Annotated in this window: 29 protein-coding genes; 9 read left to right on the top strand and 20 right to left on the bottom strand. The window is 56.2% G+C overall.

Annotated features, from left to right (window positions below; all coding sequences use genetic code 11):
* Positions 1–10 precede the first annotated feature (10 nt).
* From rpsL to fkpA, 6 genes are all read right to left on the bottom strand, one after another.
* Positions 11–385, bottom strand: coding sequence for a 30S ribosomal protein S12 (gene rpsL / locus J2X14_RS12375; protein WP_003852912.1), 375 nt, complete (start codon positions 383–385; stop codon positions 11–13).
* A gap of 125 nt (positions 386–510) precedes the next feature.
* Positions 511–798: a sulfurtransferase complex subunit TusB gene (gene tusB, locus J2X14_RS12370; RefSeq protein ID WP_352411514.1), complete on the bottom strand. Its 288-nt coding sequence runs from the start codon at positions 796–798 to the stop codon at positions 511–513.
* 9 nt (positions 799–807) lie between these two features.
* Entirely contained in the window at positions 808–1,167 is a 360-nt protein-coding gene (tusC, locus tag J2X14_RS12365) for a sulfurtransferase complex subunit TusC (RefSeq protein ID WP_352411513.1), read from the bottom strand.
* Positions 1,167–1,550, bottom strand: a complete 384-nt coding sequence (tusD, locus tag J2X14_RS12360; protein ID WP_352411512.1) for a sulfurtransferase complex subunit TusD — start codon at positions 1,548–1,550, stop codon at positions 1,167–1,169. The genes tusC and tusD overlap by 1 nt, the downstream gene beginning before the upstream one ends.
* The gene (locus tag J2X14_RS12355) at positions 1,550–2,272 is read right to left on the bottom strand and encodes a helix-turn-helix transcriptional regulator (protein WP_352411511.1); all 723 of its coding nucleotides are present in this window, start codon (positions 2,270–2,272) and stop codon (positions 1,550–1,552) included. The genes tusD and J2X14_RS12355 overlap by 1 nt, the downstream gene beginning before the upstream one ends.
* A gap of 176 nt (positions 2,273–2,448) precedes the next feature.
* Positions 2,449–3,267, bottom strand: a complete 819-nt coding sequence (fkpA, locus tag J2X14_RS12350) for an FKBP-type peptidyl-prolyl cis-trans isomerase (RefSeq protein ID WP_352411510.1) — start codon at positions 3,265–3,267, stop codon at positions 2,449–2,451.
* A gap of 277 nt (positions 3,268–3,544) precedes the next feature.
* Here fkpA and J2X14_RS12345 point away from each other — a divergent pair, with 277 nt between their 5' ends.
* A complete protein-coding gene (locus J2X14_RS12345; protein ID WP_352411509.1) occupies positions 3,545–3,763 on the top strand; it encodes a SlyX family protein in 219 nt (72 codons plus the stop codon).
* A 101-nt stretch (positions 3,764–3,864) separates the two neighbouring features.
* Here the strand turns inward: J2X14_RS12345 and slyD are convergent, their stop codons facing one another.
* The 4 genes from slyD to kefG all read right to left on the bottom strand — a co-directional run bounded on the left by slyD (position 3,865) and on the right by kefG (position 7,210).
* Positions 3,865–4,416, bottom strand: a complete 552-nt coding sequence (gene slyD, locus J2X14_RS12340; RefSeq protein WP_352411508.1) for a peptidylprolyl isomerase — start codon at positions 4,414–4,416, stop codon at positions 3,865–3,867.
* 198 nt (positions 4,417–4,614) lie between these two features.
* Positions 4,615–4,809: a YheV family putative zinc ribbon protein gene (locus J2X14_RS12335; protein ID WP_352411507.1), complete on the bottom strand. Its 195-nt coding sequence runs from the start codon at positions 4,807–4,809 to the stop codon at positions 4,615–4,617.
* Positions 4,810–4,852: 43 nt separating this feature from the next.
* Positions 4,853–6,658 carry a glutathione-regulated potassium-efflux system protein KefB gene (gene kefB / locus J2X14_RS12330; protein ID WP_352411506.1) on the bottom strand — a complete coding sequence of 602 codons (1,806 nt, stop codon included), beginning with the start codon at positions 6,656–6,658 and terminating at the stop codon, positions 4,853–4,855.
* Entirely contained in the window at positions 6,659–7,210 is a 552-nt protein-coding gene (gene kefG, locus J2X14_RS12325; protein WP_352411557.1) for a glutathione-regulated potassium-efflux system ancillary protein KefG, read from the bottom strand.
* Positions 7,211–7,333: 123 nt separating this feature from the next.
* Between kefG and J2X14_RS12320 the strand changes: the two genes are divergently transcribed.
* Positions 7,334–9,235 carry an ABC transporter ATP-binding protein gene (locus tag J2X14_RS12320; protein ID WP_352411505.1) on the top strand — a complete coding sequence of 634 codons (1,902 nt, stop codon included), beginning with the start codon at positions 7,334–7,336 and terminating at the stop codon, positions 9,233–9,235.
* A gap of 28 nt (positions 9,236–9,263) precedes the next feature.
* Here the strand turns inward: J2X14_RS12320 and tauD are convergent, their stop codons facing one another.
* Genes tauD through tauA form a run of 4 tightly spaced genes read right to left on the bottom strand, consistent with a single transcriptional unit; the run spans position 9,264 to position 12,694 of the window.
* Entirely contained in the window at positions 9,264–10,115 is an 852-nt protein-coding gene (gene tauD / locus J2X14_RS12315) for a taurine dioxygenase (protein WP_352411504.1), read from the bottom strand.
* Positions 10,112–10,939 carry a taurine ABC transporter permease TauC gene (tauC, locus tag J2X14_RS12310; protein ID WP_352411503.1) on the bottom strand — a complete coding sequence of 276 codons (828 nt, stop codon included), beginning with the start codon at positions 10,937–10,939 and terminating at the stop codon, positions 10,112–10,114. The genes tauD and tauC overlap by 4 nt, the downstream gene beginning before the upstream one ends.
* Positions 10,936–11,703: a taurine ABC transporter ATP-binding subunit gene (tauB, locus tag J2X14_RS12305; protein WP_352411502.1), complete on the bottom strand. Its 768-nt coding sequence runs from the start codon at positions 11,701–11,703 to the stop codon at positions 10,936–10,938. The genes tauC and tauB overlap by 4 nt, the downstream gene beginning before the upstream one ends.
* 10 nt (positions 11,704–11,713) lie before the next feature.
* Complete coding sequence (tauA, locus tag J2X14_RS12300; protein ID WP_502889997.1) at positions 11,714–12,694, bottom strand: taurine ABC transporter substrate-binding protein; 981 nt, start codon at positions 12,692–12,694, stop codon at positions 11,714–11,716.
* A 233-nt stretch (positions 12,695–12,927) separates the two neighbouring features.
* On the opposite strand from tauA, the gene J2X14_RS12295 reads away from it, so the two are divergent.
* A complete protein-coding gene (locus tag J2X14_RS12295) occupies positions 12,928–13,908 on the top strand; it encodes a LacI family DNA-binding transcriptional regulator (protein ID WP_352411501.1) in 981 nt (326 codons plus the stop codon).
* Here the strand turns inward: J2X14_RS12295 and J2X14_RS12290 are convergent, their stop codons facing one another.
* Positions 13,909–14,511, bottom strand: a complete 603-nt coding sequence (locus J2X14_RS12290) for a LysE family translocator (protein WP_352411500.1) — start codon at positions 14,509–14,511, stop codon at positions 13,909–13,911.
* A gap of 78 nt (positions 14,512–14,589) precedes the next feature.
* Between J2X14_RS12290 and J2X14_RS12285 the strand changes: the two genes are divergently transcribed.
* From J2X14_RS12285 to J2X14_RS12265, 5 genes are all read left to right on the top strand, one after another.
* Positions 14,590–15,579 (top strand): hydrolase, encoded by a 990-nt coding sequence (locus J2X14_RS12285; RefSeq protein ID WP_352411499.1) that lies wholly within the window; start codon positions 14,590–14,592, stop codon positions 15,577–15,579.
* 3 nt (positions 15,580–15,582) lie between these two features.
* Positions 15,583–15,804 carry a YheU family protein gene (locus J2X14_RS12280; protein ID WP_352411498.1) on the top strand — a complete coding sequence of 74 codons (222 nt, stop codon included), beginning with the start codon at positions 15,583–15,585 and terminating at the stop codon, positions 15,802–15,804.
* Between the two features lie 123 nt (positions 15,805–15,927).
* Complete coding sequence (locus J2X14_RS12275; protein ID WP_352411497.1) at positions 15,928–16,797, top strand: phosphoribulokinase; 870 nt, start codon at positions 15,928–15,930, stop codon at positions 16,795–16,797.
* 286 nt (positions 16,798–17,083) lie between these two features.
* Positions 17,084–17,716, top strand: coding sequence for a cAMP-activated global transcriptional regulator CRP (gene crp, locus J2X14_RS12270; protein ID WP_017803012.1), 633 nt, complete (start codon positions 17,084–17,086; stop codon positions 17,714–17,716).
* Between the two features lie 63 nt (positions 17,717–17,779).
* Entirely contained in the window at positions 17,780–19,855 is a 2,076-nt protein-coding gene (locus tag J2X14_RS12265; RefSeq protein ID WP_352411555.1) for a YccS/YhfK family putative transporter, read from the top strand.
* Between the two features lie 29 nt (positions 19,856–19,884).
* Here J2X14_RS12265 and argD read toward each other — a convergent pair whose 3' ends face one another.
* The 5 genes from argD to ppiA form a co-directional block, all read right to left on the bottom strand.
* Positions 19,885–21,108, bottom strand: a complete 1,224-nt coding sequence (argD, locus tag J2X14_RS12260) for a bifunctional acetylornithine/succinyldiaminopimelate transaminase (RefSeq protein ID WP_352411496.1) — start codon at positions 21,106–21,108, stop codon at positions 19,885–19,887.
* Between the two features lie 92 nt (positions 21,109–21,200).
* A complete protein-coding gene (locus J2X14_RS12255) occupies positions 21,201–21,788 on the bottom strand; it encodes an aminodeoxychorismate synthase component II (RefSeq protein WP_352411495.1) in 588 nt (195 codons plus the stop codon).
* 40 nt (positions 21,789–21,828) lie between these two features.
* Entirely contained in the window at positions 21,829–22,422 is a 594-nt protein-coding gene (locus J2X14_RS12250; RefSeq protein ID WP_352411494.1) for a putative adenosine monophosphate-protein transferase Fic, read from the bottom strand.
* Entirely contained in the window at positions 22,412–22,582 is a 171-nt protein-coding gene (gene ficA / locus J2X14_RS12245) for a FicA/YhfG family antitoxin (protein WP_352411493.1), read from the bottom strand. The genes J2X14_RS12250 and ficA overlap by 11 nt, the downstream gene beginning before the upstream one ends.
* A gap of 99 nt (positions 22,583–22,681) precedes the next feature.
* Positions 22,682–23,254, bottom strand: a complete 573-nt coding sequence (gene ppiA / locus J2X14_RS12240; protein ID WP_352411492.1) for a peptidylprolyl isomerase A — start codon at positions 23,252–23,254, stop codon at positions 22,682–22,684.
* Positions 23,255–23,528: 274 nt separating this feature from the next.
* Here ppiA and tsgA point away from each other — a divergent pair, with 274 nt between their 5' ends.
* The gene (gene tsgA, locus J2X14_RS12235; protein WP_352411491.1) at positions 23,529–24,710 is read left to right on the top strand and encodes an MFS transporter TsgA; all 1,182 of its coding nucleotides are present in this window, start codon (positions 23,529–23,531) and stop codon (positions 24,708–24,710) included.
* Positions 24,711–24,977 lie beyond the last annotated feature (267 nt).

The following is a 24,977-nucleotide window of genomic DNA, read 5'->3' as shown; positions in this document are numbered from 1 at the left end:
CGGAGAACCATTAAGCCTTTGGCTTCTTCACGCCATACTTGGAGCGAGCCTGCTTACGGTCTTTAACACCAGAGCAGTCAAGCGCGCCACGAACGGTGTGGTAACGCACACCTGGCAAGTCTTTAACACGACCGCCACGGATCAGGATTACGGAGTGTTCCTGCAGGTTGTGGCCTTCGCCACCAATGTAGGAAGTCACTTCGAAACCGTTGGTTAAACGAACACGACATACTTTACGCAGTGCGGAGTTCGGTTTTTTCGGGGTAGTGGTGTACACACGGGTACAAACACCACGTTTCTGCGGGCAAGCTTCCAGCGCCGGCACGTTGCTTTTAGCAACTTTGCGTACGCGCGGTTTGCGAACCAGCTGATTAACTGTTGCCATTAAATAGCTCCTGGATTTAGCTTTTGCTTCGTAAACACGTAATAAATCGCCTCGTATTAATACGAGGACGCGGAATTTTAGGGCTGAGCAGAAAAGGTGTCAAGAAATAACCAGGCGTCTTATGCTCACCAGGGCATTTGTTGTTGCTGTTTTACCGTCAGCGTGACGAAATCATTATAGTCGATAACGGTGATTTTGGCGGATATTTGCGCAGTCAATCCGCGCGCCACTACATCCTCTTTCAGCGCCCACAGCCGCGCCGGGGCCTGTAGCAGCGGCGGCAACAGGCGGCTCTGCTGCAAACCAGCCAGCACGCCATCCTGCATCAACAAAAGATCGTCATCCGCCCTGAGCATGCGCAGCAATAAAAAATAATCGCACTGAAAGGGAGAACTTATCAGCGTATGCAGCATTATCGCCTCTTAAAAGGTCAGGATATGGTCAGCCTGCGACAAACGCGCCTGCAGCGCAACGTTGTCCAGCACCTGAGCGGGCAGCACGCGCGGGCTTTCTGGCGTTAATCCACGTTCAGCCAGCGAGTCTGCGCAAATATAACACGCCTCGACATCATACAGCGGCAGCACGCCAAAGGTGGCGATGTAGTTACGCGCCAGCACCTGCTCCGGCTGCTGATCGCCACTCAACTGGAGCACGCCATCACCGATAAAAAACAGCGAAACCTGCTCGCAGAGCGCGGCTGTTGCCAACACCGCATCCAAACCTTCTCTGCCGCTGCTGCTGCCGTGAGGCGCGCGAGTAAAAACAAAGGCGATCGATTTCATCAAAACTGCACCACTCTGTCGCAGGTAAGCACCGCTTCGGCTAACGCGCCCAGCCCCGCCAGCGTAAATCCTGGCTGCAGATTCGCGCCTGCCAGCCCCAGACTGGCAGCCTCCTGCTCATCGGTTACGCCGCGCCGAAGCGCCGCTGCCACGCAAATGTTCAGCAACACGCCCTGCTGCTGCAACGCCTGCCAGGCGCGCACGATATCAAACTCGTCGCTGGCCGGTGCCGTCAGCTGATTGCCGTTGAGCACGCCTTCGCGATAGAAAAAGATGCTCTCTAACTGATGCCCCGCCGCCAGCAGCGCACGTGCAAAAAGCAGCGCGCTGCTCGCCTGCTGGGTGCCGTACGCCGGCCCGGTAACCAACAGCGTGTAACGCATTAGCGCTCCTGCCCCTGCGTATCGCCGCTTTTAAACTGGCGGATATAGAGATAAACCGTATGTTTGGAAATATTAAGGCGGTCGGCCACCTGGTTAATCGCATCTTTAATATCGAAGATGCCTTTCTCATGCAGATTAAGAACAATCTGACGGTTCTTCATGTTGTTTGCGACGTTGCGATCGGCGCTGACCTCTTCAATGGTAAACTCCAGCGTCTGCGTCACCAGATCCTCGACCGACGAGGCGAAGTTAACCGGCGAAGGGACATCCGGAGTTTCCGGCGGCATAAACGTCGACATGATTTGCGAGAACGGCACGTCCAGATTCATGTTGATACAGAGCAGGCCAATCACCCGCTGCTGGCGATTACGGATGGCGATGGTCACCGATTTCATCAGCACGCCGCTCTTGGCGCGGGTGAAATAGGCGCGCGAGACATTACTGTCGGCTCCGGTCATATCATGCAGCATACGCAGCGCCAGGTCGGTAATCGGCGACCCCACTTTGCGGCCGGTATGTTCGCCGTTAGCAATACGCACCGCCGAGCATTTTAAATCTTCCAGCGAGTGCAGCACGATTTCACAATGCGAGCCAATCAGCATCGCGAGGCCATCGACGACGGCTTCGTAAGATTTCAGAATATCGTAGTCAGTTTGATCAAACGGGTGTTGCTCCAGCAAATCGACATCGGTCAGATCGCCTGGATTAAATGGATTAGACATGGAAGACATTACCCTAATTGGCTGGAGCCTGTCTCAGCGCGGCCAGGGCAGACTCATCATACAAATTTGCGCAGCGCTAGTCTGGCAAATGTCCGCAGGTTATGCCAGATTTTTGTCCAGTCGGGGATGGTGGGGCTGAAAAATAAAACCGCCGCGTTAACGCGGCGGTAGCAGAATTACTGTGCCTTTTTCTCGTCGGCGACCGGAGCCTGCGCTTTCGCGTCAGCTTTTGGTGCCGGTTTGATATCCAGCAATTCGACATCAAACACCAGCGTGGAGTTAGCCGGAATGCCCGGAACGCCGTTTTTACCGTAAGCCAACTGCGGTGGGATCACCAGCTTGATTTTGCCGCCTTTCTTCACATGTTTCAGGCCTTCGGTCCAGCCCGGAATCACGCCGTCAAGACGGAAAGAAAGCGGTTCGCCACGGGTATAGGAGTTATCGAACTCCGTGCCGTCGATCAGCGTGCCTTTGTAGTTAACCACAACGGTATCGCTATCTTTCGGCGCGTCGCCGCTGCCTTCTTTCTCTACCAGATAGAGCAGGCCGCTATCGGTTTTCTTCACGCCCTTCTGCTTAGCGAATTTCGCGGTGTAGGCATCGCCTTTCTCCGCGTTTTCCTTGGCATCTTTTTCCATCTTCGCCTGAGCGGCGCCTTTCACGCGGCCTTCAAAAGACTGCAGGGTTTGCTCAATTTCCTGATCGGAGAGTTTGCTTTTGCCAGCGAACGCATCCTGAACGCCAGCAATCAGCTGTGATTTATCCAGCTTGATGCCCAGCTTCTCCTGCTCTTTCAGCGAGTTTTCCATATAGCGACCCAGCGACGCGCCCAGCGCATAGGCAGACTGCTGATCTTCGTTTTTAAAAGCCGCATTTTTCGGGGCTTGAGGCGTAGCTTGTTCAGCCGGTGCGGAGTCTGCTGCCAGTACCTGCGGTGCATTGAGCGTGGCGGCCATCGTGGCGGCTAACAGCGTAATTTTAAACAGTGATTTCATCCATTATCTCCAAAACCGAAGCCTCTCACCTCGGCAATCGTTGCAAGCCATCAGGCCTGTACTATAACTGTGCGGAACAACTTATCATGCCCGCCCGGCAAACTTAAGTGTACATCCGACCCTTTTTTGTGTCGGGAAGTTCCAACTGATATGACGATAAGGCTGTGCTTTTTCAACCATCGCGGGCAAAATCGCACAACGTAAAGTGAAGGCATGCGGTTTTACCGTAAACGGAAAACCCGTCAACATGCCAGGCACCGGCAACAGGGGAACGGCTATGCAGCAACATATTTTTGAACAACAGCTGGAACGGCTGGAGAGCAAACTCGCTTTTCAGGAACAGACCATTGAAGATCTGAACCAAACCGTCGTACAGCATGAAATGGAATTGGCGAAAATGCGTGAGCAGATACGCCTGCTGATAGATAAATTAAAATCTGCCGCACCTTCCATGATGGCGCACCCTTCGGAAGAGACGCCGCCGCCGCACTATTAATTGTTACTAACTCGCGGCCGCTGCGACAAGATGAAATATCACGTAATAAAAAGGGCAGGAAGCTAACCGCCCCCTGCCCTCATTTAATGCGCTGCGTGCGCTTAGTGGCAGCCGCAGCCGCCGGTACCGCAACCGCCTTTACCATGCTCATGACCGTGGTCATGATCGTGGTCGTGGTGGTGATCGTGCTCGCCATGGACGTGACCATGCGCCAGTTCTTCCGGCGTCGCTTCGCGGATAGCAACCACTTCCACGTGGAAGTTCAGGTTCTGGCCTGCCAGCATGTGGTTACCGTCAACCACAACGTGATCGTCTTCCACTTCGGTGATTTCTACCGGTACCGGGCCCTGATCGGTTTCAGCCAGGAAACGCATGCCAACCTGCAGTTCATCCACGCCCATAAATACATCTTTCGGTACGCGCTGAACCAGATTGTCATCATACTGGCCGTAAGCGTCATTGGCGGCAATATGCACATCAAAGTTGTCGCCGACTTCATGATCTTCCAGTGCCTTTTCCAGACCAGAAATCAGGGAACCATGACCGTGCAGATAGTCCAACGGCGCGCTCACCGGAGACTCGTCGACCAACACACCGTCTTCTGTACGTACCTGATAAGCCAGGCTGACCACCAGGTCTTTTGCTACTTTCATGATATCTCCTAACCGTTGAGAGCTTTGATCCCGACTCATTGGTCTATTTTTGCCTGCAATAACACCAACCAGAAAGATCCAGATGCTGACCCTTTGCGCGCCATACCGGCAAGACGCTCAGGTAATATTAACGATGCCGATTGTAACGGAATTCAGGGTCGCTGTAAGGGTAAGCTTAAAAAAAGCTGCGCTGTTCCGCTACTCTGGATGAAAAATTCCAATGACTTGCTCCTGACTGCGGATCTGATCGCGTACCTGCTTATCCGCCTCACGCATCTGATGACCGCATTTCACGCACTCCACCACATCGATATTATTTTCACGCCACATCGCCAGCGTATCTTTTTGCTGGCAGTGCGGGCAGGTTGCATCCGCAATAAACCGTTTACGCATTTTTCTTTCCTGCTGTGTTGGTCAACACGCCCGACGGCGCGCGTTATTCAAATTCATCCCAGCTATCCAACTGCCGCTTTTCCTGCTGCATCTCACGCTGGAAAATATCCTCCAGCTCGCGCCGCGCCTCACGCGCACGGGAGATCTGCGCATTGTCGGTATGGCCCGGCATCAGCTCGCGCAGCATACGCATATCCAGCCGCCGAAAGTGCTGCTGCGCGCGATGCGCCTGATGCGGATGCATCCCCAGCGACATCAATGCCTTCCGCCCTAGCTCCAGCGCGCTGGAAAAAGTTTCACGCGAAAACTGCGTTACACCCGCCTGCAGCAGTTCATGCGCCTCTACGCGTCCACGCGCGCGCGCCAAAATTTGCAGATGGGGGAAATGCTGCTGACAGAGATGAACAATTGTCATGGTATCTTCTGGATCATTGCAGGTAATCACAATCGACTGCGCGCTGGCGGCACCGGCGGCGCGCAGCAGCTCCAGCTCCGTCGCATCCCCATAGTATACTTTATAACCATATTTACGCATCAAACTCACGGCGCTGATGTCGCGTTCAAGCACGGTAATGCGCTTTTTATTCGCCATCAGCAAGCGCCCGATCACCTGACCAAAACGGCCAAATCCCACCACGATCACCTGTGGCTGATCGTCATCCACCCAGGGTTTTTCCGCCTGTTCGTCGCCATCGTTAAAGCGACGCACCAGAATGCGGTCAACGCCCTGCATCAGCAACGGCGTCGTCATCATAGAAAGCGTCACGGTCACCAGCAGCAACGGCAGCTGATCGCCCTGAAACAGGCGCACGGCCGAGGCGGCGGAAAACAGCACAAAGGCGAATTCCCCGCCCTGGCTCAGCACGCTGGCGAACTGTAGGCGCTCTGAGCTACGCAGGCCGTAAATACGCGCCAGCAGATAAAGCACCAGCGTTTTTACCGCCACCAGCACCAGCACGCCGATCAACACCGTCAGAATATGGGTATAGAGCACGCCTAAATTCAGCGCCATGCCAACGGAAATAAAGAACAGCCCGAGCAGCAAACCTTTAAACGGCTCGATGGCGATCTCCAGTTCGTGGCGATATTCACTTTCCGCCAGCAGAATGCCGGAAATAAAGGTGCCCAGCGCCATCGACAGCCCCAGCGCATCCATAAACAGCGCCGAACTCAGTACCAGCAGCAGCGAGGCGGCGGTAAAGACTTCGCGCACGCCGGAGGCGGCGATATAGCGAAAAATCGGCCGCAGCAGCAGCCTGCCGCCAATCAGCATCCCGGCGAAAGCCAGCACCTTCATCCCGAGCTTCATCCAGTCGGTATGGCCGCTATCGGTTCCGGCCAGCAGCGGCACCAGCGCCAGCGCCGGGATCACCGCCAGATCCTGAAACAGCAACACCGAAAAGCCCAGCTGCCCCGCTTCGCTGCGGTTCATGCCTTTATCGCGCATCAGCTGCAACGCCATCGCCGTCGAGGACATCGCCAGGCCGATGCCGCCGACGGTCGCCGCCTGCCAGGAAAAATCCGTCAGCAACAGCAGCCCGGCCAGCACCGCCGCGCTGAAAATAACCTGCGCGGCACCCACGCCAAAGATGGAGCGCCGCAGCGCCCAAAGCTTGGCAGGATTCAGTTCCAGGCCAATCAGGAACATCAGAAACACCACGCCGATTTCCGAGAAGTGCAGGATCTCTTCCACGTCGCTGATTAAACCCAGCCCCCAGGGACCAATGGCGATTCCCGCCAGCAAATAGCCCAACACCGCGCCGATGCCCAGGCGGGCTGCGATCGGCACCGCAATCACGGCGGCGAACAGGTAGACGACACCGGCGGTCAGTAAAGTATGCCCTTCCATCTATAAAGCTCCAGCAGGCAAAGGAGAAGAAAGCCAGCTGCCATAGGCCTCGGCATAACTTTTCATGGTTTCCGGCGTTTGCCGACGCGCCCAGTAGATAATCATCGGCGACAGCCAGTGCATACGACACATCTGCGCCGTCAGCTCAAAGGGACGCATAATTTCCGTCATCGAATAGCGATTCAGGCCATCCTGCTGATAAGCCGTTTCCGGCTCGCCGGTGGTAATCACGCTGCGCCAGTATTTCCCCTCCAGCGCATTGCCGCCGACGCCGCTGGCAAAACCGCGCGACAGCACGCGATCCAGCCACTCTTTCAGCAGCGCCGGGCAGCTCCAGGTATAAAGCGGATGCTGAAAAATAATGACCTGATGCTCCCGCAGCAGCTGCTGTTCATAATGAACATCGATAAAAAAATCGGGATAGTGGGCGTACAGGTCGTGTACGGTAACGTGTGATAGTTGCTGTGCCGGCTGTAACAAGATTCGATTAGCAATTGAGTCTTGCGATTCCGGATGGGCATACAGCAGCAAAACTTTAGGCAGCTGCGCCATCTCTCTCCTCCAAATCGTCGTCATGATGCTGGATTTCCGCTACCATGCACGACATAACGGAATCTCTGATTCCTGACTAATTATGATGACAATAAATTAACATATTCTGACAATACGGCGCTTATGATTGTATTCTCTTCATTACAGATCCGACGCGGTACCCGCGTGCTGCTGGACAATGCCACAGCCACCATCAACCCCGGACAAAAAGTGGGGCTGGTGGGCAAAAACGGCTGCGGCAAATCGACGCTGCTGTCGCTGCTAAAAAATGAACTCAGCGCCGATGCAGGCAACGTCACGTTTCCCGGCAACTGGTCGCTGGCCTGGGTTAACCAGGAAACGCCCGCGCTGTCGGTTGCCGCCATCGAGTATGTTATTGATGGCGATAGAGAGTATCGACAGCTCGAGTCCGAATTACAGCGCGCCAATGAAAAAAATGACGGCAACGCCATTGCGCTGCTGCACGGCAAACTGGATGCCATCCAGGCCTGGAGTATCCAGGCGCGCGCCGCCAGCCTGCTGCACGGTTTGGGCTTTAGTCAGCAACAGTTACAGCGCCCGGTGAGTGATTTTTCCGGTGGCTGGCGCATGCGCCTCAATCTGGCGCAGGCGCTGCTCTGCCGTTCCGATCTGCTGCTGCTGGATGAACCTACCAACCACCTCGATTTAGATGCGGTGATCTGGCTGGAGCGCTGGCTAAAAAGCTACGACGGCACGCTGATTTTGATCTCGCACGACCGCGATTTCCTCGATCCGGTAGTAGATAAAATTCTGCATATTGAGCAGCAATCGCTGTTTGAATACACCGGCAACTACAGCTCTTTCGAGCAGCAGCGCGCCACCAAACTCTCCCAGCAGCAGTCGCAGTATGAACATCAGCAGCGCAAAGTGACGCATCTGCAAAGCTATATCGATCGTTTCCGCGCCAAAGCCAGTAAGGCGAAACAGGCGCAGAGCCGCATTAAAATGCTGGAGCGCATGGAGCTTATCTCTCCCGCGCACGTTGATAATCCTTTCAGCTTCAGCTTTCGCGCGCCGGAAAACCTGCCCAACCCGCTGTTGAATATGGAAAAGGTGACCGCCGGTTATGGCGAGCGCGTGATTCTGGACGCCATCAAACTCAATCTGGTGCCTGGCTCGCGTATTGGTTTGCTGGGCCGCAACGGCGCCGGGAAATCAACGCTGATCAAGCTGCTGGCGGGCGAACTCGCGCCGCAAAAAGGGGAGATTGGCCTGGCGAAAGGGGTGCAGCTGGGTTACTTCGCGCAGCACCAGTTAGAGTTTCTGCGCGCCGAAGAGTCGCCGCTCCAGCATCTGGCGCGTCAGGCACCGAAACTGCCGGAACAGCAGCTGCGGGACTATCTGGGCGGTTTCGGCTTCCAGGGCGATAAAGTCAGCGAGCCGACGGAACGCTTCTCCGGCGGCGAGAAAGCGCGCCTGGTGCTGGCGCTGATTGTCTGGCAGCGCCCTAACCTGTTGCTGCTGGATGAACCCACCAACCACCTCGATCTTGATATGCGCCAGGCGTTAACCGAAGCGCTAATTGATTTTGAGGGCGCGCTGGTGGTGGTCTCGCACGATCGCCATTTGCTGCGCTCCACCACTGACGATCTTTATCTGGTGCATGACGGCAAAGTGGACGTCTTCGCAGGCGATTTGGACGATTACCAGCAGTGGCTCAGTGATTTGCAAAAGCGGCAGACGCAAGAGAGCGAGCCGAAACAGGACAACGGCAACAGCGCTCAGGCGCGTAAAGATCAGAAACGCCGCGAGGCGGAACTGCGGGCGCAAACGCAGCCGCTGCGTAAACAGATTGAAAAGCTGGAAAAAGAGATGGAAAAGTTGAATGTCCAGCTTTCTGATGCAGAGGCGAAGCTGGCCGATTCCGCCATTTACGAGGCGAGCCGTAAAGCCGATCTCACCGCGGCGCTGCAGCAGCAGGCCGCAGCAAAATCAGCGCTGGAAGCGTGCGAGATGGACTGGCTCGACGCGCAGGAGCAGCTGGAAACCATGCTGGCCTGCTAACGCCGAGCCGTTGTCGCTTGCTGATGCGTCAGCAAGCGCGATAAAAAGGTTTATCCCCCAGTATGGTGGCGCGATGCATGATGCGTCTGGTGGGCAGATAGTCAGCGTTCGCGTAGTGCTGCGTGACCCGATTATCCCAGATAGCGACATCGTTAGCCCGCCAGCGCCAGCGAACCTGAAACTCCGGCTTGTTGATATGCGCAAACAAAAAGCCCAGCAGCGCATCACTCTCTTTCGGCGCCAGATCGACAATCCGCGTGGTAAATCCTTCATTGACAAACAGCGCCTGCTGGCCGCTGACCGGATGGGTACGCACCACCGGATGCAGCAGCGGAGGGTGGTTCGCCGCCGCCTGACGCCAGCGCGCATGTTCTTCCGGCGTGGCGCGGTGCTTATATTCAGGAAACGATTTTGTAAAATCATGCTCGGCCTGCAAACCGCTCAGCAGCGTGCGCAGCGGCGGTGACAGCGCGGCAAACGCCGCAATGCCGCTGGCCCACAGCGTATCGCCGCCGTGATCCGGCACCTGTTTCGCGGCCAGTATCGCCCCGGCGGGCGGCGTAGCGATAAAGGTGACGTCGGTGTGCCAGTTATCGTTATCGGGCGGATTATCGTTATGGGTATCCAGCACGATAATCTCCTCCACGCCCTCGGCGTGCGGATAGACCGGATGAATATGCAGATCGCCGAAGCGGGCGGCCAGCGCTCGCTGCTGCACCGGCGTCAGCGGCTGATCGCGCAGGAACAGCACCTGATGACGAATCAGCGCATGCCACAGCTGTTCAAACTGACCATCGCTCAGCGGACGGGAAAGATCGAGGTTATCAATTCTGGCACCGATATAAGGCCCCAGCGCGGTAATAATCAGACGTTCGTTCATTGCGATTCTCCATGCCAGGGCGTCAACCGACGCTGTAGCGTCCGCAGGCCCAGTTCTAAACCAAATGCGATTAACGCAATCACCAAAATGCCGGCCAGCACCACATCGGTTGCCAGAAACTCACCGGCGGACTGCACCATAAAGCCCAACCCGCGCGTTGCCGCAATCAGCTCCGCGGCCACCAGCGTCGACCAGCCCACGCCCAACCCGATGCGTAGGCCGGTCAGGATTTCCGGCAGCGCGCCGGGCAGAATAACCAGCCACAACAGCTGCCAGCGGCTGGCGCCCAGCGATTGTGCCGCCCGCAGCCGCACCTGCTGCGCATTTCTCACGCCCTGTAGCGTTGAGAGCGCGACCGGGGCGAAAATAGCCAGATAGATCAGCAGGATCTTTGAGGTTTCACCGATGCCGAACCAGATCACCATCAGCGGCAGATAGGCCAGCGGCGGCACCGGTCGGTAGAGTTCAATCAGCGGATCGAGGATGCCGCGCGCCGTGGCGCTCAGCCCCATTACGATACCGGTCGGCACGCCGATCGCCGCTGCCGCCAACAGCGCCAGCAGAATACGCCCCAGGCTGGCGGCCAGATGCTGCCAGAGCGTGGCATCCATAAACCCCTGCGCGCTGGCGATAACCGCCAGCTGATGTAATACCTGCTGCGGCGGCGGCAAAAACAGCGGCGCAATCAGTTGCAGCGCGGTCACCAGCCACCACAGCGCCAGCAGCAGCATTAATGTCGTCAGGCTCAGCGTTAGCTGACGGGAGAGCGGCCAGCGCCAACGCCAACGGCGCGCCCCTTGTTTATCCAGCGCCTGGATGCTCATGAGAATGCCTCGCGCTGCTGGAACACCCGGCTCAGCACATATTCGCGCTGGGCAATAAAAGCGGGATCGGATTTGATGGCGCGGCAGGATTCACCGGCGGCAAAGCGGCGGCCAAAGTCCAGCGGCAGCCGCTCGCTGATGCGCCCCGGCCCCGGCGTCATTAACACCAGTTCGCTGGCGAGGAAAATCGCCTCTTCTATATCATGCGTAATCAGCAGAATGCCTTTACCGCTGTCGCGCCACAGACGCAGCAGCAGCTCCTGCATTTGCTCACGGGTAAAGGCATCCAGCGCGCCAAACGGCTCATCCAGCAACAGCAGCTGCGGATCGGCGGTCAGCGCCCGCGCAATGCCGACGCGCTGGCGCATGCCGCCGGAAAGCTGCCAGATAAAGCGCTTTTCCGCGCCCTCCAGCCCGACTTTTTTCAGCATCCTGCTCGCCTGCTCGCGCCGCGTTTTAACCTCCACGCCCGCCAGCTGCAGGCCAAGCGCCACGTTATCCACCACGTTGCGCCAGGGCAGTAACCCTTCATGCTGAAAAACCACCCCACGATCGGCTCCCGGCCCGGTTACCGCTTCGCCCGCCAGCGTAATCGTCCCCTCTTCTGTGGGCAGAAAACCGGCGATAAGATTCAACAGCGTGGTTTTCCCGCAGCCGGACGGCCCCAGCACCACCACCAGCTCTCCGGCATCCAGCGTTAGGTTAATCTCCTGCAGCGCAAGCTGCCCGTGGTAACGCGCACTGACCTGAGTCACAGCAAGCATGGTTAACTCCTCACGGCTGAACCAAAGGTTGAATAAAGCGGTCGGTAACATAGTCGTGATAATCGGCATCGACCTGCGCCACTTTGCCCTGCTGCTTGAGAAACTGCGCCGTATCGCCAATGGCTTTGTTCACCGGATCGCCCAGCTGAGTGATTTGTTGCTGCGCGTTAAGATAGGTATTGCCCTGAACCAGGCTGGCGACCTGCGCCACCGGCACGCCGCTCAGGCGGGACAGCTTGTTAAGATTTTCCGGCTGCTGTAGCCACTGGTGCGGATCGGCAAGGTAAGCCTGCTGAGCGGCCAGCGCGCTGCGAGCAAACGCGGTGACGATATCAGGATGGCTGGCGGCAAAATCTTTGCGCACCACCCAGACATCCAGCGTCGGCGCGCCCCACTGCCCCACCTGCGCCGAATCCGTCAATACGTTGCCGGTTTTAGCCAGCTGATTTACGGCAGGCGCCCAGACGTAAGCGCCATCAATATCGCCCCGCTGCCATGCCGCGATAATCGCCGGTGGTTGCAGGTTGATAATTTGCAGCTGAGCGGGCTTAATGCCCCAGTGTTTTAGCGCGGCCAGCAAACTGTAATGCGTGGTAGAGATAAAGGGCACGGCAATGCGTTTGCCGATCAGATCCTGCGGCGAGGTAATGTTCTTGTTCACCACCAGCGCCTCTGAGCTGCCGAGCTGCGACGCCAGCAGGAAGACCTCAATCGGTAATTTCTGGCTGGCGGCAACGGCCAGCGGGCTGGAACCGATATTGCCGATCTGCACATCACCGGAGGCCAACGCACGTACGACGCTGGATCCACTGTCGAACTTGCGCCAGTTAATCTGCGCGCCGCTTTGCTGGGCAAACGTGTTGTCCGCCTGGGCAACTTTTGCCGGTTCCGCTGAGGTTTGATAAGCCACTGTTACCTCAACGGCGTATGCCTGGGTTGCCAGCAGCGATAAGGTCGCTGCTAATGCCAAAAACCGTGTCATCCTCACCATTTGCGTTCCGCCTGTTGTTATCATTGTGATGGCTCAGTTGTAACTGAGAGGCGGACGCGGCATGAAGTAATTAAAAATTATGTTTAATCACCAAATTGACTTAGAAAATATATCGCTATCGTTATCTGGAAAGTAAAAAAGCCTGATGTTTTCTGATGAAAAATGGATCTAAATCAGACACTGTATAAGTACGCTTCAGGGCGCTTCATTGGTGAGTTGTCAGAGGGTTGTCCATGTCGATTGAGAAAGTTGCTCGTTTCGCTGGTGTATCGACCGCGACCGTTTCCCGCGTGCTGAACGGCTATCAGGGCGTGCGGCCGGCAACGCGTGAGCGTGTTCTCGCTGCTATCGCCGCCTGCCAGTACCAGCCGAATCTGCTGGCGCGTCAGTTACGTACTTCGCAGAGCCGGATGTTGCTGGTGCTGGTCTCGAATATTATTAATCCCTTCTGTTCGCGCGTGGTACGCGGCATTGAGGCGGAAGCCGAAGCCAACGGCTATCACATTCTGCTGTGCAACTCCGATTCGCAAACTCAGCGCGAATCCGCTTACCTGTCGCTGCTGAGCGGTAAAGTGGTGGATGGCGTGATTACCATGGATGCGGCGAGCAACCTGCCTGAGCTGCGCCAAATGATTGGCGATGCGCCCTGGGTGCAGTGTGCCGAGGGCGATCCTGAAGAGGATGGCTCATCGGTAACCATTGATAATCAACAGGCGGCGCGCGCGGCGGTGCAACATCTGGCGCAGCGTGGACGGCGGCGTATTGCGATGATTAACGGCGATCCGCGTTATCTCTATGCGCAACAGCGCGAGTTAGGTTACCGGGCAGCGTTAGGCGAACTGAATTTGCCATGGTCGGCCGTGGAGTATGCCAATGAAGTCGAATGCGAGGCAGGTTTTGCGGCAATGCAGCGGCTGCTGGAGGCGCCGGAGCCGCCCGACGCCGTGTTTACCGTCTCTGATGTGCTGGCGGTCGGGGCGATCCACTGCGCGCGCCAGCATCAGCTAACCATCCCGCAGGATATCGCCGTGATGGGCTTTGACGGCCTGCCGTGGAGCGCCATGCTGTCGCCGCCGCTCAGCACGCTGGAGCAGCCGATGCATGAACTGGGCACCCGCAGCGTCCAGCTGCTGTTGCAGCGGATACAGAATCCGCTGGCGCCGCAGGTGCATGAGCGGCTGCTCTGCCAGCTGGTGGCGCGCGCCTCCAGTTAATCAGTGCCAGATCAACAGCACGCAGGCGGCGGTCAGCGCGCCCATCGTCAAGTTAAAGATTTTCCAGGCGCGGCGGCTACGCAGCAGGCGGCCAATCAGGGTGCCGAAACCCAGCCAGAGAACACCGGCAACCAGGTTAACCAGCGCCATGCCAACGCTGATCGCCACGATGGAACTGCGATATGCCTCGCCCGACAGGCTGAAGCTGGCTACCGCTCCCAGCGCCATTAGCCAGGCTTTGGGGTTCACCAGCTGCAACAGCCCGCCCTGCCAGAAAGGCATGGGTCGGGGCGGCGCTTCGCCCAGTTCGATTTTTTCATAAGCCGCCGTGGCGATTTTCCACGCCAGCCACAGCAGATAGAGGCTGCCGACAATTTTCAAAAACAGATGCAGCGAGGGATAAACCAGGATCAGACCGCCCACGCCAAACGCCACCAGCAGCAGCATCAGCTGCATGCCAAGCATAATGCCCACCATCAAAGGAAGCGATCGCAGGAAACCAAAATTGGCGCCCGCCGTGGTCAATAGCGTATTATTTGGACCGGGCGTCACTGCTGCGACCCAAAGAAAACCAAGCATCGATAAAAACAGACTGAGTTCCATACAATGGGTGCTCCCCACCCGGTAAAGGTTAATCCGTTTAAACTAACAGCGTGCCTGAATGCGCACAAGCGTGAAACGATGAGCTTTGATCACACGCAGGAATCCTTTATTCCCCTGAAAGGACTGCATAATCCGCATTTACAAACGGTGCTGCCGCGCCTGTTTCGCCGTCGCGCTTATTTGCGCCCTCACTGGCAGCGGCTCGACCTGCCCGACGGGGATTTTATCGATCTGGCCTGGAGCGAAGATCCGCTCCAGGCGCGACACAAGCCGCGCGCGGTGCTGTTTCACGGACTGGAAGGAAGCTTTCACAGCCCTTATGCGCACGGCCTGTTGCAGGTTTGGCAACAGCGCGGTTGGCTGGGCGTGGTGATGCATTTTCGCGGCTGTAGCGGCGTGCCTAACCGCATGGGGCGCATCTATCATTCCGGCGAAACCGAAGATGCCAGCTATTTTTTACGCTGGCTGCAAACCACGCTGGGCCATGCGCCAACGGTTGCCGTCGGCGTGTCGCTTGGCGGCAATATGCTTGCCTGCCTGCTGGGCCAGCAGGGCGATGACTGCCCGCTGGATGCTGCCGTCACGGTCTCTGCGCCGTTGATGCTGGAACCGTGCAGCGCGAAGCTGGAGCAGGGGTTCTCCCGCGTCTATCAGCGTTATCTGCTGGGCCAGCTGAAACTCAACGCCCGCCGCAAGCTACAAGCCTGGCCCGGCACGCTGCCGGTCGATTTGCCGCAGCTGAAAGCGTTAAAGCGCCTGCGTGATTTTGATGATGCCATCACCGCGCGCGCCCACGGTTTCGCCGACGCTGGTGATTACTATCGACGCGCCAGTGCGATGCCGCTGCTGCCTGCTATCCGCAAACCGCTGTTAATTATTCACGCCGCGGACGACCCATTTATGACCCGCGAGGTGATCCCCGACAGAACGCGGTTACCTGCTAACATTGAATATCAACTCACGGAATATGGCGGCCATGTCGGCTTTGTCGGCGGTACATTGCGCCGCCCGCAAATGTGGCTGGAACAGCGTATTCCCCAATGGCTCTCACCTTATCTGGATAACTAAGCTGTGATTATTCCCTGGCAAGATCTCTCTCCGGAAACGCTGGAAAACCTGATTGAAGCCTTTGTGCTGCGCGAAGGCACCGATTACGGCGAGCAGGAACGCTCGCTGGCGCAAAAGGTGGAAGATGTGCGACGTCAGCTGAAAAGCGGCGAAGCGGTGCTGGTCTGGTCGGAACTGCATGAAACGGTGAATATTATGCCGCGCGGTCAGTTTCGCGACGGCTAGCGATGACGATGGCGCTGTGCGGCTCGTCACATTAATGCGCGCTGGCAGGCGCGTACAGTAATGACACTTGTCGCCTAAACGTGATAACAATGCTCATCGCCCGATGTTACCCAGAGAGTGCTTATGTCAGCCAGACATCCGATTATCGCGGTAACCGGCTCCAGCGGAGCGGGAACCACCACCACCAGCCTTGCCTTTCGTAAGATTTTCCAACAGCTTAACCTACACGCCGCCGAACTTGAGGGCGACAGCTTTCACCGCTATACGCGTCCGGAAATGGATATGGCGATCCGCAAGGCACGCGATCTGGGCCGCCATATCAGCTATTTTGGCCCGGAAGCCAACGACTTTGGCCTGCTTGAGCAAACCTTTGTTGAATATGGCGAACATGGGCGGGGCCAGTCGCGTAAGTACCTGCATACCTATGATGAAGCGGTGCCGTGGAATCAGCTGCCGGGTACCTTCACACCGTGGCAGCCGCTGCCGGAGCCAACGGACATTCTGTTTTATGAAGGGCTGCACGGCGGTGTGGAGACGCAGCAGCACAACGTGGCGGAAAAGGTCGATCTGCTGGTGGGTGTGGTGCCGATCGTCAACCTGGAATGGATCCAGAAGCTGATACGCGACACCAGCGAACGCGGCCATTCACGCGAAGCGGTGATGGATTCGGTGGTGCGCTCAATGGAAGATTACATTAACTACATCACGCCGCAGTTTTCACGCACCCATCTTAACTTTCAGCGCGTCCCCACGGTGGATACCTCGAATCCTTTTGCCGCGCGCGCCATTCCTTCGCTGGATGAAAGCTTTGTGGTGATTCATTTTCGCGGTCTGGAGGATATCGATTTCCCCTATCTGCTGGCGATGCTGCAAGGCTCCTTTATTTCACATATTAATACGCTGGTGGTGCCGGGCGGAAAAATGGGCCTGGCGATGGAGCTGATCATGCTGCCGTTAGTGAAACGTCTGATAGAAGGCAAGAAAATCGAATAGCTGATAAGTCAGCCAAAGCATTGCCTGGGCTGGCAACAACTACACGGCAATTGTCCGATTCAGCACAAGCTGAAGCGAGACAACAGGAGACAGTAAGATAAAGCTGTGCTACAAACAAAGCTGTAATATTTTCGTTCTATGAAACGAAAACGGGACGACTGCACGCCTTAAGGCCTCGCAGTTGCCTGCATAAATTTCCAGCAGGAAACGCTTGAAGATTTCCACGCCTGACAGGGAAAACTGCCCCCTGTATTTAGGGCACGATTACAACAGAGGATAATAGCGAATGGTTCTCGGCAAACCGCAAACAGACCCTACACTCGAATGGTTCCTGTCACATTGCCATATCCACAAATATCCATCAAAAAGCACGTTGATTCATCAGGGTGAAAAGGCCGAGACGCTCTACTACATCGTAAAAGGTGCGGTTGCGGTACTGATCAAAGATGAAGAAGGCAAAGAGATGATTCTTTCCTATCTTAATCAGGGTGATTTCATTGGCGAGCTTGGCCTGTTTGAAGAAGGTCAGGAACGCAGTGCATGGGTACGTGCGAAAACCGCCTGTGAAGTGGCTGAAATTTCTTATAAGAAATTCCGCCAGCTGATTCAGGTGAATCCCGATATTCTGATGCGCCTCTCTTCCCAGATGGCGCGCCGCCTGCAGGTGACTTCAGAGAAAGTAGGCAATTTAGCTTTCCTTGACGTGACTGGCCGCATTGCGCAAACGCTGCTGAACCTGGCGAAACAGCCAGATGCGATGACCCACCCGGACGGGATGCAAATCAAAATTACCCGTCAGGAGATCGGTCAGATCGTTGGCTGCTCGCGCGAAACGGTGGGCCGTATTCTGAAAATGCTGGAAGATCAAAACCTGATCTCCGCTCACGGTAAAACGATTGTCGTTTACGGCACCCGTTAAGCACCCCTGAAAATACGGCGTGATGCCTGTCATCACGCCGTATTTATTTTTGGTGATGTCGTGATGTGGCGGAGAATTATTTACCATCCTGAAGTGAACTATGCCCTGCGTCAGACGCTGGTGCTCTGTTTGCCGGTCGCCATTGGCTGGCTGCTGGGTAACCTGCAACAAGGGTTACTTTTCTCACTGGTGCCCGCCTGCTGTAATATCGCCGGGCTGGATACGCCCCACCGCCGCTTTTTTAAACGCCTGATCGTTGGCGGCTCGCTGTTTGCGCTCAGCAGTTTCCTGTTGCAATGGCTTACGCTGCAGCAGGTGCCGCTACCCGTGGCGCTGTTCGCCATGGCGCTGTTGCTCGGCGTTACCGGTGAAATCGGTTCGCTGCATGCGCGTCTGCTGCCCGCCTCGTTGATTGCGGCAATTTTTACGCTGGGTCTGGTGGGGCATATGCCCATCTGGGGCCCGCCGCTGCTTTATATCGGCGGTACCTTCTGGTACGGCCTGTTTAACTGGTTCTGGTTCCGGCTGTGGAAAGAGCAGCCAATGCGCGAGACGCTCAGCCTGCTTTACCGCGAACTGGCTGATTACGGCGAAGCCAAATATACCTTCTTAACGCAGCTCACCGACCCGGAAAAGGCGCTGCCGCCGCTGCTGGCGCGTCAGCAAAAGGTTGTTGATCTGATTAATACCTGTTATCAGCAAATGCATATGCTGGCCGCTAACCGCGATCACAGCCATCGCCATTTGACGCGCGCTTTTCAGGTGGCGCTCGATCTGCAGGAGCATATTGCCGTCAGCCTGCATCAGCCTGAGGAAGTGCAGAAGCTGGTCGAGCAAAGCCATGCGGAAGCGGTGATTCGCTGGAATGCCCAAACCATCGCCGCCCGGTTGCGCGAGCTGGCGGACGATTTGCTGTATCACCGGCTGCCGTCACGTTTCACCATGGAAAAACCGCTGCTGGGGCTGGAGAAAATCGCCCGTCAGCATCCGGAAAATCCGGTGGGTCATTTCTGCTATTACCATTTCAGCCGTATCGCCCGCGTACTGCGCACCCAGCGCCCTCTCTACCGGCGCGATCTGATGGCCGATCGGCAACGTCGGCTGCCGCTGCTGGCCGCGTTGCGTAGCTATCTGTCGTTTAAATCCTCTGCCCTGCGCACCGCCGCTCGCTTTGCGGTGATGCTGGTGTTCGGCAGCGTGCTGGCGTTGACGTTTAACGTGCCGAAACCCTGGTGGATTTTGATGACGATTATGTTTGTCAGCCAGAACGGCTACAGCGCGACGCGCGTACGTATTCAGCACCGTGCGCTCGGCACGCTGGCGGGGCTGATTATTGCCGCTGCCGCCCTGCGCTTTGCGGTGCCGGAATCGCTGGTGCTGCTGATCATGTTGGCCATTACCCTGGTCAGCTATCTGTTTATCCGCAAATATTATGGCTGGGCAACCATCGGCTTTACCGTCACCGCGGTGTATTCACTGCAACTGCTGTCGCTGAACGGCGCGCATTTTCTGCTGCCGCGCCTGATGGATACGCTGATGGGGTGCTGCATCGCCTTTGGCGGCATGGTCTGGCTGTGGCCGCAGTGGCAGAGCGGGCTGCTGCGCCAGAATGCGCACGATTCGCTGGAAGCGTATCAGGACGCCTTAAGAATGCTGCTGGGCAATGAGACCTCGCCGCAGAAGCTGGCCTGGCAACGGGTGCGCGTCAATCAGGCGCATAACGCCCTGTTTAACTCCCTAAGCCAGGCGATGCAGGAGCCTGCTTTCAATACGCGCTATCTGAACGATATGAAACTTTGGGTTACGCACAGCCAGTTTATTGTGGAGCATATTAACGCCATGACCATTCTGGCGCGTGAACATACCATGCTGCCGCCCGGACTGGCGCAACGCTATCTGCAATCGTGTGAAATTGCGCTGCAACGCTGTCAGCAGCGGCTGGCGTATGACGGGCCAGGGCAGGAGAGCAATATTCTGGAGGGCCCGTCCGATAACCAGGAAGGGCCAACCACCATTGTGGAGCGCCACGTAAAACGTATTCTTGAGCATCTTTCGGTGATGCATACCATCTCGTCGCTGGCGTGGAGCCAACGGCCGCACCACGGTAAATGGCTGGTGCGCCGTTTGCGTAAAGGATAAGCGCGCCTGGGCATCAGGCGCGTTCAATATTATGCAGGGTTCAATACGCGATCGGCGGCGCGCGCCAGACGCGCCATGCCATCGCCAATATCCGCCAGCGGGATCACCAGCGAAGGCGCGAAGCGCAGCACATCGTTGCCTGCGGTAAGAATCATCACCCCTTCGGCAGCGGCGGCATTGAGAATATCGCGCGCTTTACCTTTATGCTGCGGCTGCAGTTCCGCGCCGATCAATAACCCTTTACCACGGATGTCGCTGAAAAGATCCAGTTTGGCGTTGATCGCTTCCAGCGCCTCAATAAAACGCTGACGCCGCTGCTCAATGCCATCCAGCACCCACGGCGTATTAATCACATCCAGCGCCGCCTCCGCCACGGCGCAGGCCAGCGGGTTACCGCCATAAGTGGTGCCGTGTACGCCCGGCGCCATCGCCGAGGCGATGTGGTTGGTGGTCAACATTGCGCTAATGGGAAAGCCGCCGCCCAACGCTTTCGCCGAGGTCAGAATATCGGGCTGTACGCCATAATGTTCATAGGCAAACAGCTTACCGCTGCGTCCCATGCCGCTCTGTACTTCATCCAGCACCAGCAGCGCCTGATGTTGATCGCACAGCTGGCGCAGACCTTGCATAAATTCCTGCGTGGCGGGCACCACGCCGCCTTCGCCCTGAATCGGCTCAACCACAATCGCGCAGGTGTGATCGTCGATGACCGCCTTGACCGCCTCAAGGTCGTTAAAAGGCACGTGGACGATATCGGCCGGTTTCGGCCCAAAACCGTCAGAGTATTTCGGCTGTCCGCCAACGGAGACGGTAAACAGCGTGCGGCCATGAAACGCATGATGGAAGGCGATGATTTTGGTTTTGTAAGGGCTGTGGCGGGTGGCGGCATAGTAACGCGCCAGTTTAAACGCGGCTTCGTTGGCTTCCGCGCCGGAATTAGCGAAAAAAACGCGTTCGGCAAAGGTGGCAGCAATTAACTTGCTGGCAAGGCGCAGCGCCGGTTCGTTAGTAAACACGTTGCTGGTGTGCCACAACATTTCGCCCTGGGTTTTCAGCGCCTCCACCAGCGCCGGATGGCAGTGGCCCAACGCGGTTACGGCGATCCCGGCGGTAAAATCGATATACTCTTTACCCTGCTGATCCCATACCCGGCTGCCTTTCCCTTTTACCGGCACAAACTGCGCTGGTGCATAAACAGGCAATATCACCTTATCGAAGGTTTCCCGCGTAACCGCCATTTTTTCCGCTGTCATTCGCTACCCCATTTGATTTCACGTTGATGCTCAATGAAAAAATAATCATTAAATATGCATAGTAAGTCAAACGGAATCGCAAAGAAGCTGGGTTAAACCGCCGATTTACGGCGCAGAAAGTTTGCCAGCAGCTGATGGCCTTGCTCACTCAGGATGCTTTCCGGGTGAAACTGCACCCCTTCGACATCCAGCGTTTTATGGCGTAATCCCATGATCTCATCGGGCTGACCGTCGCGCAGGCTCCATGCCGTGACCGCCAGGCAATCAGGCAGCGTCTCTTTTTCCACAATCAGCGAGTGATAGCGCGTTACGGTCAGCGGCTGCGCCAGACCGGCAAATACCCCCTGCTGCTGATGGGCAATCGCCGACGTTTTGCCGTGCATCACCTCGCGGGCACGTATAACGCGCGCGCCGAACACCTGCGCCAGCGCCTGATGACCCAGGCAAACGCCAAGCAGCGGCACTTTGCCGGCAAAGGTGCGGATCGCGTCCAGAGAGATACCCGATTCATCAGGCGTACAGGGACCGGGGGAAATCACCAAATGCGTCAGCGGCAGCGCCTGCATTTCTGCCAGAGTGATCTCATCGTTGCGCCGTACCAGCACTTCCGCGCCTAATTCGCAGAAGTACTGATACAGGTTCCAGGTAAAAGAGTCATAGTTATCAATAAGCAGCAGCATTTTTGCTCCGGGCTGACCAAAACGCCGCTATTCTACGCGCTTACTTCGGCTCGCTCACTATGTTGCTGAAGATATCGGTCAGCCCCTGAAGATCGCCGCGCGCGCCCTCTTCATTCGCCTGTAGCCAGGCTTCCCGTTCTGTTTTGCTCCAGTCCACGTCGTAGCCCGCATGAATAATCAACTGTTCAAAGAACAGACGCTGCGCACGGCCATTGCCGTCGCGAAAGGGATGCAGCATATTGATTTCACAATAGTAGTGCGCCAGTCGCGCCACAAACTGTTCATGAGGCAGATCAATCAGGCCATTCTCTTCTTCCAGCGCCTCCATCAGCGCATTGCCCTCTTTTTCAATATATTCAAAATGGCAAAACGGCGTATCGCCAAGGTAGAGATCGATTTCGCGGATCTCACCGGCCCAGTCATACAGATCCTGAAACAGCGTACGATGGATAGCGCACAGGTAAGGAAAGCCCAGATTGCGCGGCCCCAGCTCGATGGTGGCCGCCCGCAGCGAGGTAAATGCCACCTCCGCTTTTTGCAGCTGGGCGGCATCGTGCAGGTTAAGGCGGTTGCGCAGCACATCATCGTTCTGCCAGTAGTAGGGATCGCGCCCGTTCATTGCGTTAGCCGCCATATTGCCTCCGTAATGCGGTTAAGCGTTGCTCCGCCTGTTCAGCATCCAGCGTCACTTCCGCGAAAGATAAGCCTTCCAGTTTGCTACTGGCCAGAAAATTAGCGTTGCGCCGCTGCTGCCACAAGGTAGCTTTCTGCTTTTCGGTCAGTTTTGTTGGCATACCGCCTCCGGTCAGAGAATGAGAGACCTAAGTATAAGCAGCAAATTGCCGCTCTGCAGGGAGGCGGGTATGCCGCCGCAGACGCGGCGGCAGAAGAGATTACGGCAGGACTTTTGCGGAGAGGATCACGATCGGCTTGCTGGGAACGTTCTGGTAAGGCCCGATATTTTTCGTCGGCACCTGAGAAATTTTGTCCGCCACGTCCATGCCTTTCACAACTTTACCAAATACGGCATAGCCGAAGTCACGCTGCCCGTGATCAAGGAAGGCGTTATCGGTCACGTTGATAAAGAACTGGCTGGTGGCGCTGTCTTTTTCTGCGGTACGCGCCATGGAAATCGTGCCACGCGTATTACGCAGGCCGTTATCCGCTTCATTTTTAATCGGCGCATTGGTCGGCTTTTGCTGCATATCGGTCATAAAGCCGCCGCCCTGAATCATAAAGCCGGGAATCACGCGGTGAAACACGGTGTTATTGTAGAAACCGTTATTAACGTAATCGACAAAGTTCTTCACAGAGACCGGTGCTTTCTGATTATTCAGTTCGAGTTCAATATTACCGGCTGAAGTGGTCAGGAGGACGTGCGTATCGCCCTGCGCAGCAAAAACGGGGGCAGAAAAAGTGGACAGCGCCAAAAGTGCGGCGACCGCTGTCAAAGTACGTTTCACCATGAATAATTCCTTACTGAGGCCACAAAATCTAAACGAAATTGATTGTAAAGAGCCTGTTAGGCAAGAGCCAGCGTTTTACCTTTATTTACGTAAACGAACTCTTTGAGCAAACGTTAACGTCAAGGGAATAAAGGGTGATTTAAATCACAATATTGGTGAAATGAATGAAACTGTTTTCATCGTTAGTTTGATCGTACCTGAAATTTCTTTACACTCCCGTCGACGACTCCTGCGCTGCTTTAGCCAGGCCCTTTAGCTCAAGGTTTCCCCAACTATGACAAATCGTAACCGCATTGGACTGACGTGGATCAGTTTCTTTTCCTATGCGCTCACCGGCGCACTGGTGATTGTCACCGGGATGGTGTTAGGCGATATCGCTAACTATTTCCAGCTTCCGGTTTCTGAAATGAGCAATACCTTTACCTTCCTCAACACCGGTATTTTGGTGGCGGTATTTCTGAATGCCTGGCTGATGGAGATCGTGCCGCTGAAGCGCCAGCTGATTTTTGGCTTTGTGCTGATGGTGTTGGCGGTGCTGGGCCTGATGACCAGCCATAGCCTGAGCGTTTTCTCGCTCTGTATGTTTGTGTTGGGCGTGGTCAGCGGCATTACGATGTCGATTGGTACCTTTTTGATTACGCATCTTTATGAAGGGCGTCAGCGCGGATCGCGTCTGCTGTTTACCGACTCCTTCTTTAGCATGGCCGGAACCATCTTCCCGGTTATCGCCGGTATCTTGCTGGCGCGCCATCTGCCCTGGTATTGGGTCTACGTCTGCATCGGCGTGATCTACCTGGCGATTTTTGTCCTGACGCTGACCGTTGAGTTCCCGGTATTAGGCAAAAAACAGCATAATGCGCAGCCGGTCGCCAAAGAAAAATGGGGCGTGGGCGTGCTGCTGCTTTCCATCGCCGCACTCTGCTATATCCTCGGCCAGCTGGGCTTTATTTCATGGGTGCCGGAATACGCCACGAAAACCATGGGCATGGACATTAGCGCCGCCGGGCAGCTGGTTGGCAACTTCTGGACCTCCTATATGATCGGCATGTGGGCATTCAGCTTCATTCTGCGCTTCTTTGACCTGCAACGTATTCTGATGGTGCTGGCAGCGCTGGCCACCCTGCTGATGTACTGGTTTGTCAGCAGCAGCGAGCCGGGCATGCTGAAGTGGATCATTATCGGTCTGGGCTTCTTCTCCAGCGCGATTTATACCACCATTATTACGCTTGGCTCGCAGCAAACCCGCGTTTCCTCGCCGAAGCTGGTGAACTTTATTCTGACCTGCGGCACCGTGGGCACCATGTTGACCTTTATCGTAACTGGCCCGATCGTCGCCAAAGGCGGCGCGCATGCGGCGCTGGCAACTGCTAACGGCCTCTACGCGGTGGTGTTTGTGATGTGTCTGCTGTTGGGCTTTGTGACGAAGCATCGCCAGAACGGCCACGCCGGACATTAATCTCTACGGGCGGAACGCCGGTTCCGCCCGCTGTTTTCCAGCGCGTTCAAATTTCATTTCTCTCTCTCTTTTCCTGACGCGTTGATCCTAAAACGCTATACCGCACCCGTAAGAATAAGTTGAAGGTTATTCAGGTAGGATACAGCGTGATGCGGACGGCTCCAGCTGCAAGCTGCTAAGCAACAGATATTTAATATATTTCCTAAAAACAACCACGATTCAGCAACATACCACCAAAGGAGTATTTTACGCCTCAATTGATGCACA

The sequence above is a fragment of the Mixta sp. BE291 genome, from assembly GCF_031457955.1.
Taxonomy (GTDB): Bacteria; Pseudomonadota; Gammaproteobacteria; order Enterobacterales; family Enterobacteriaceae; genus Mixta.
This window is presented reverse-complemented; position numbering and strand designations above follow the sequence as displayed.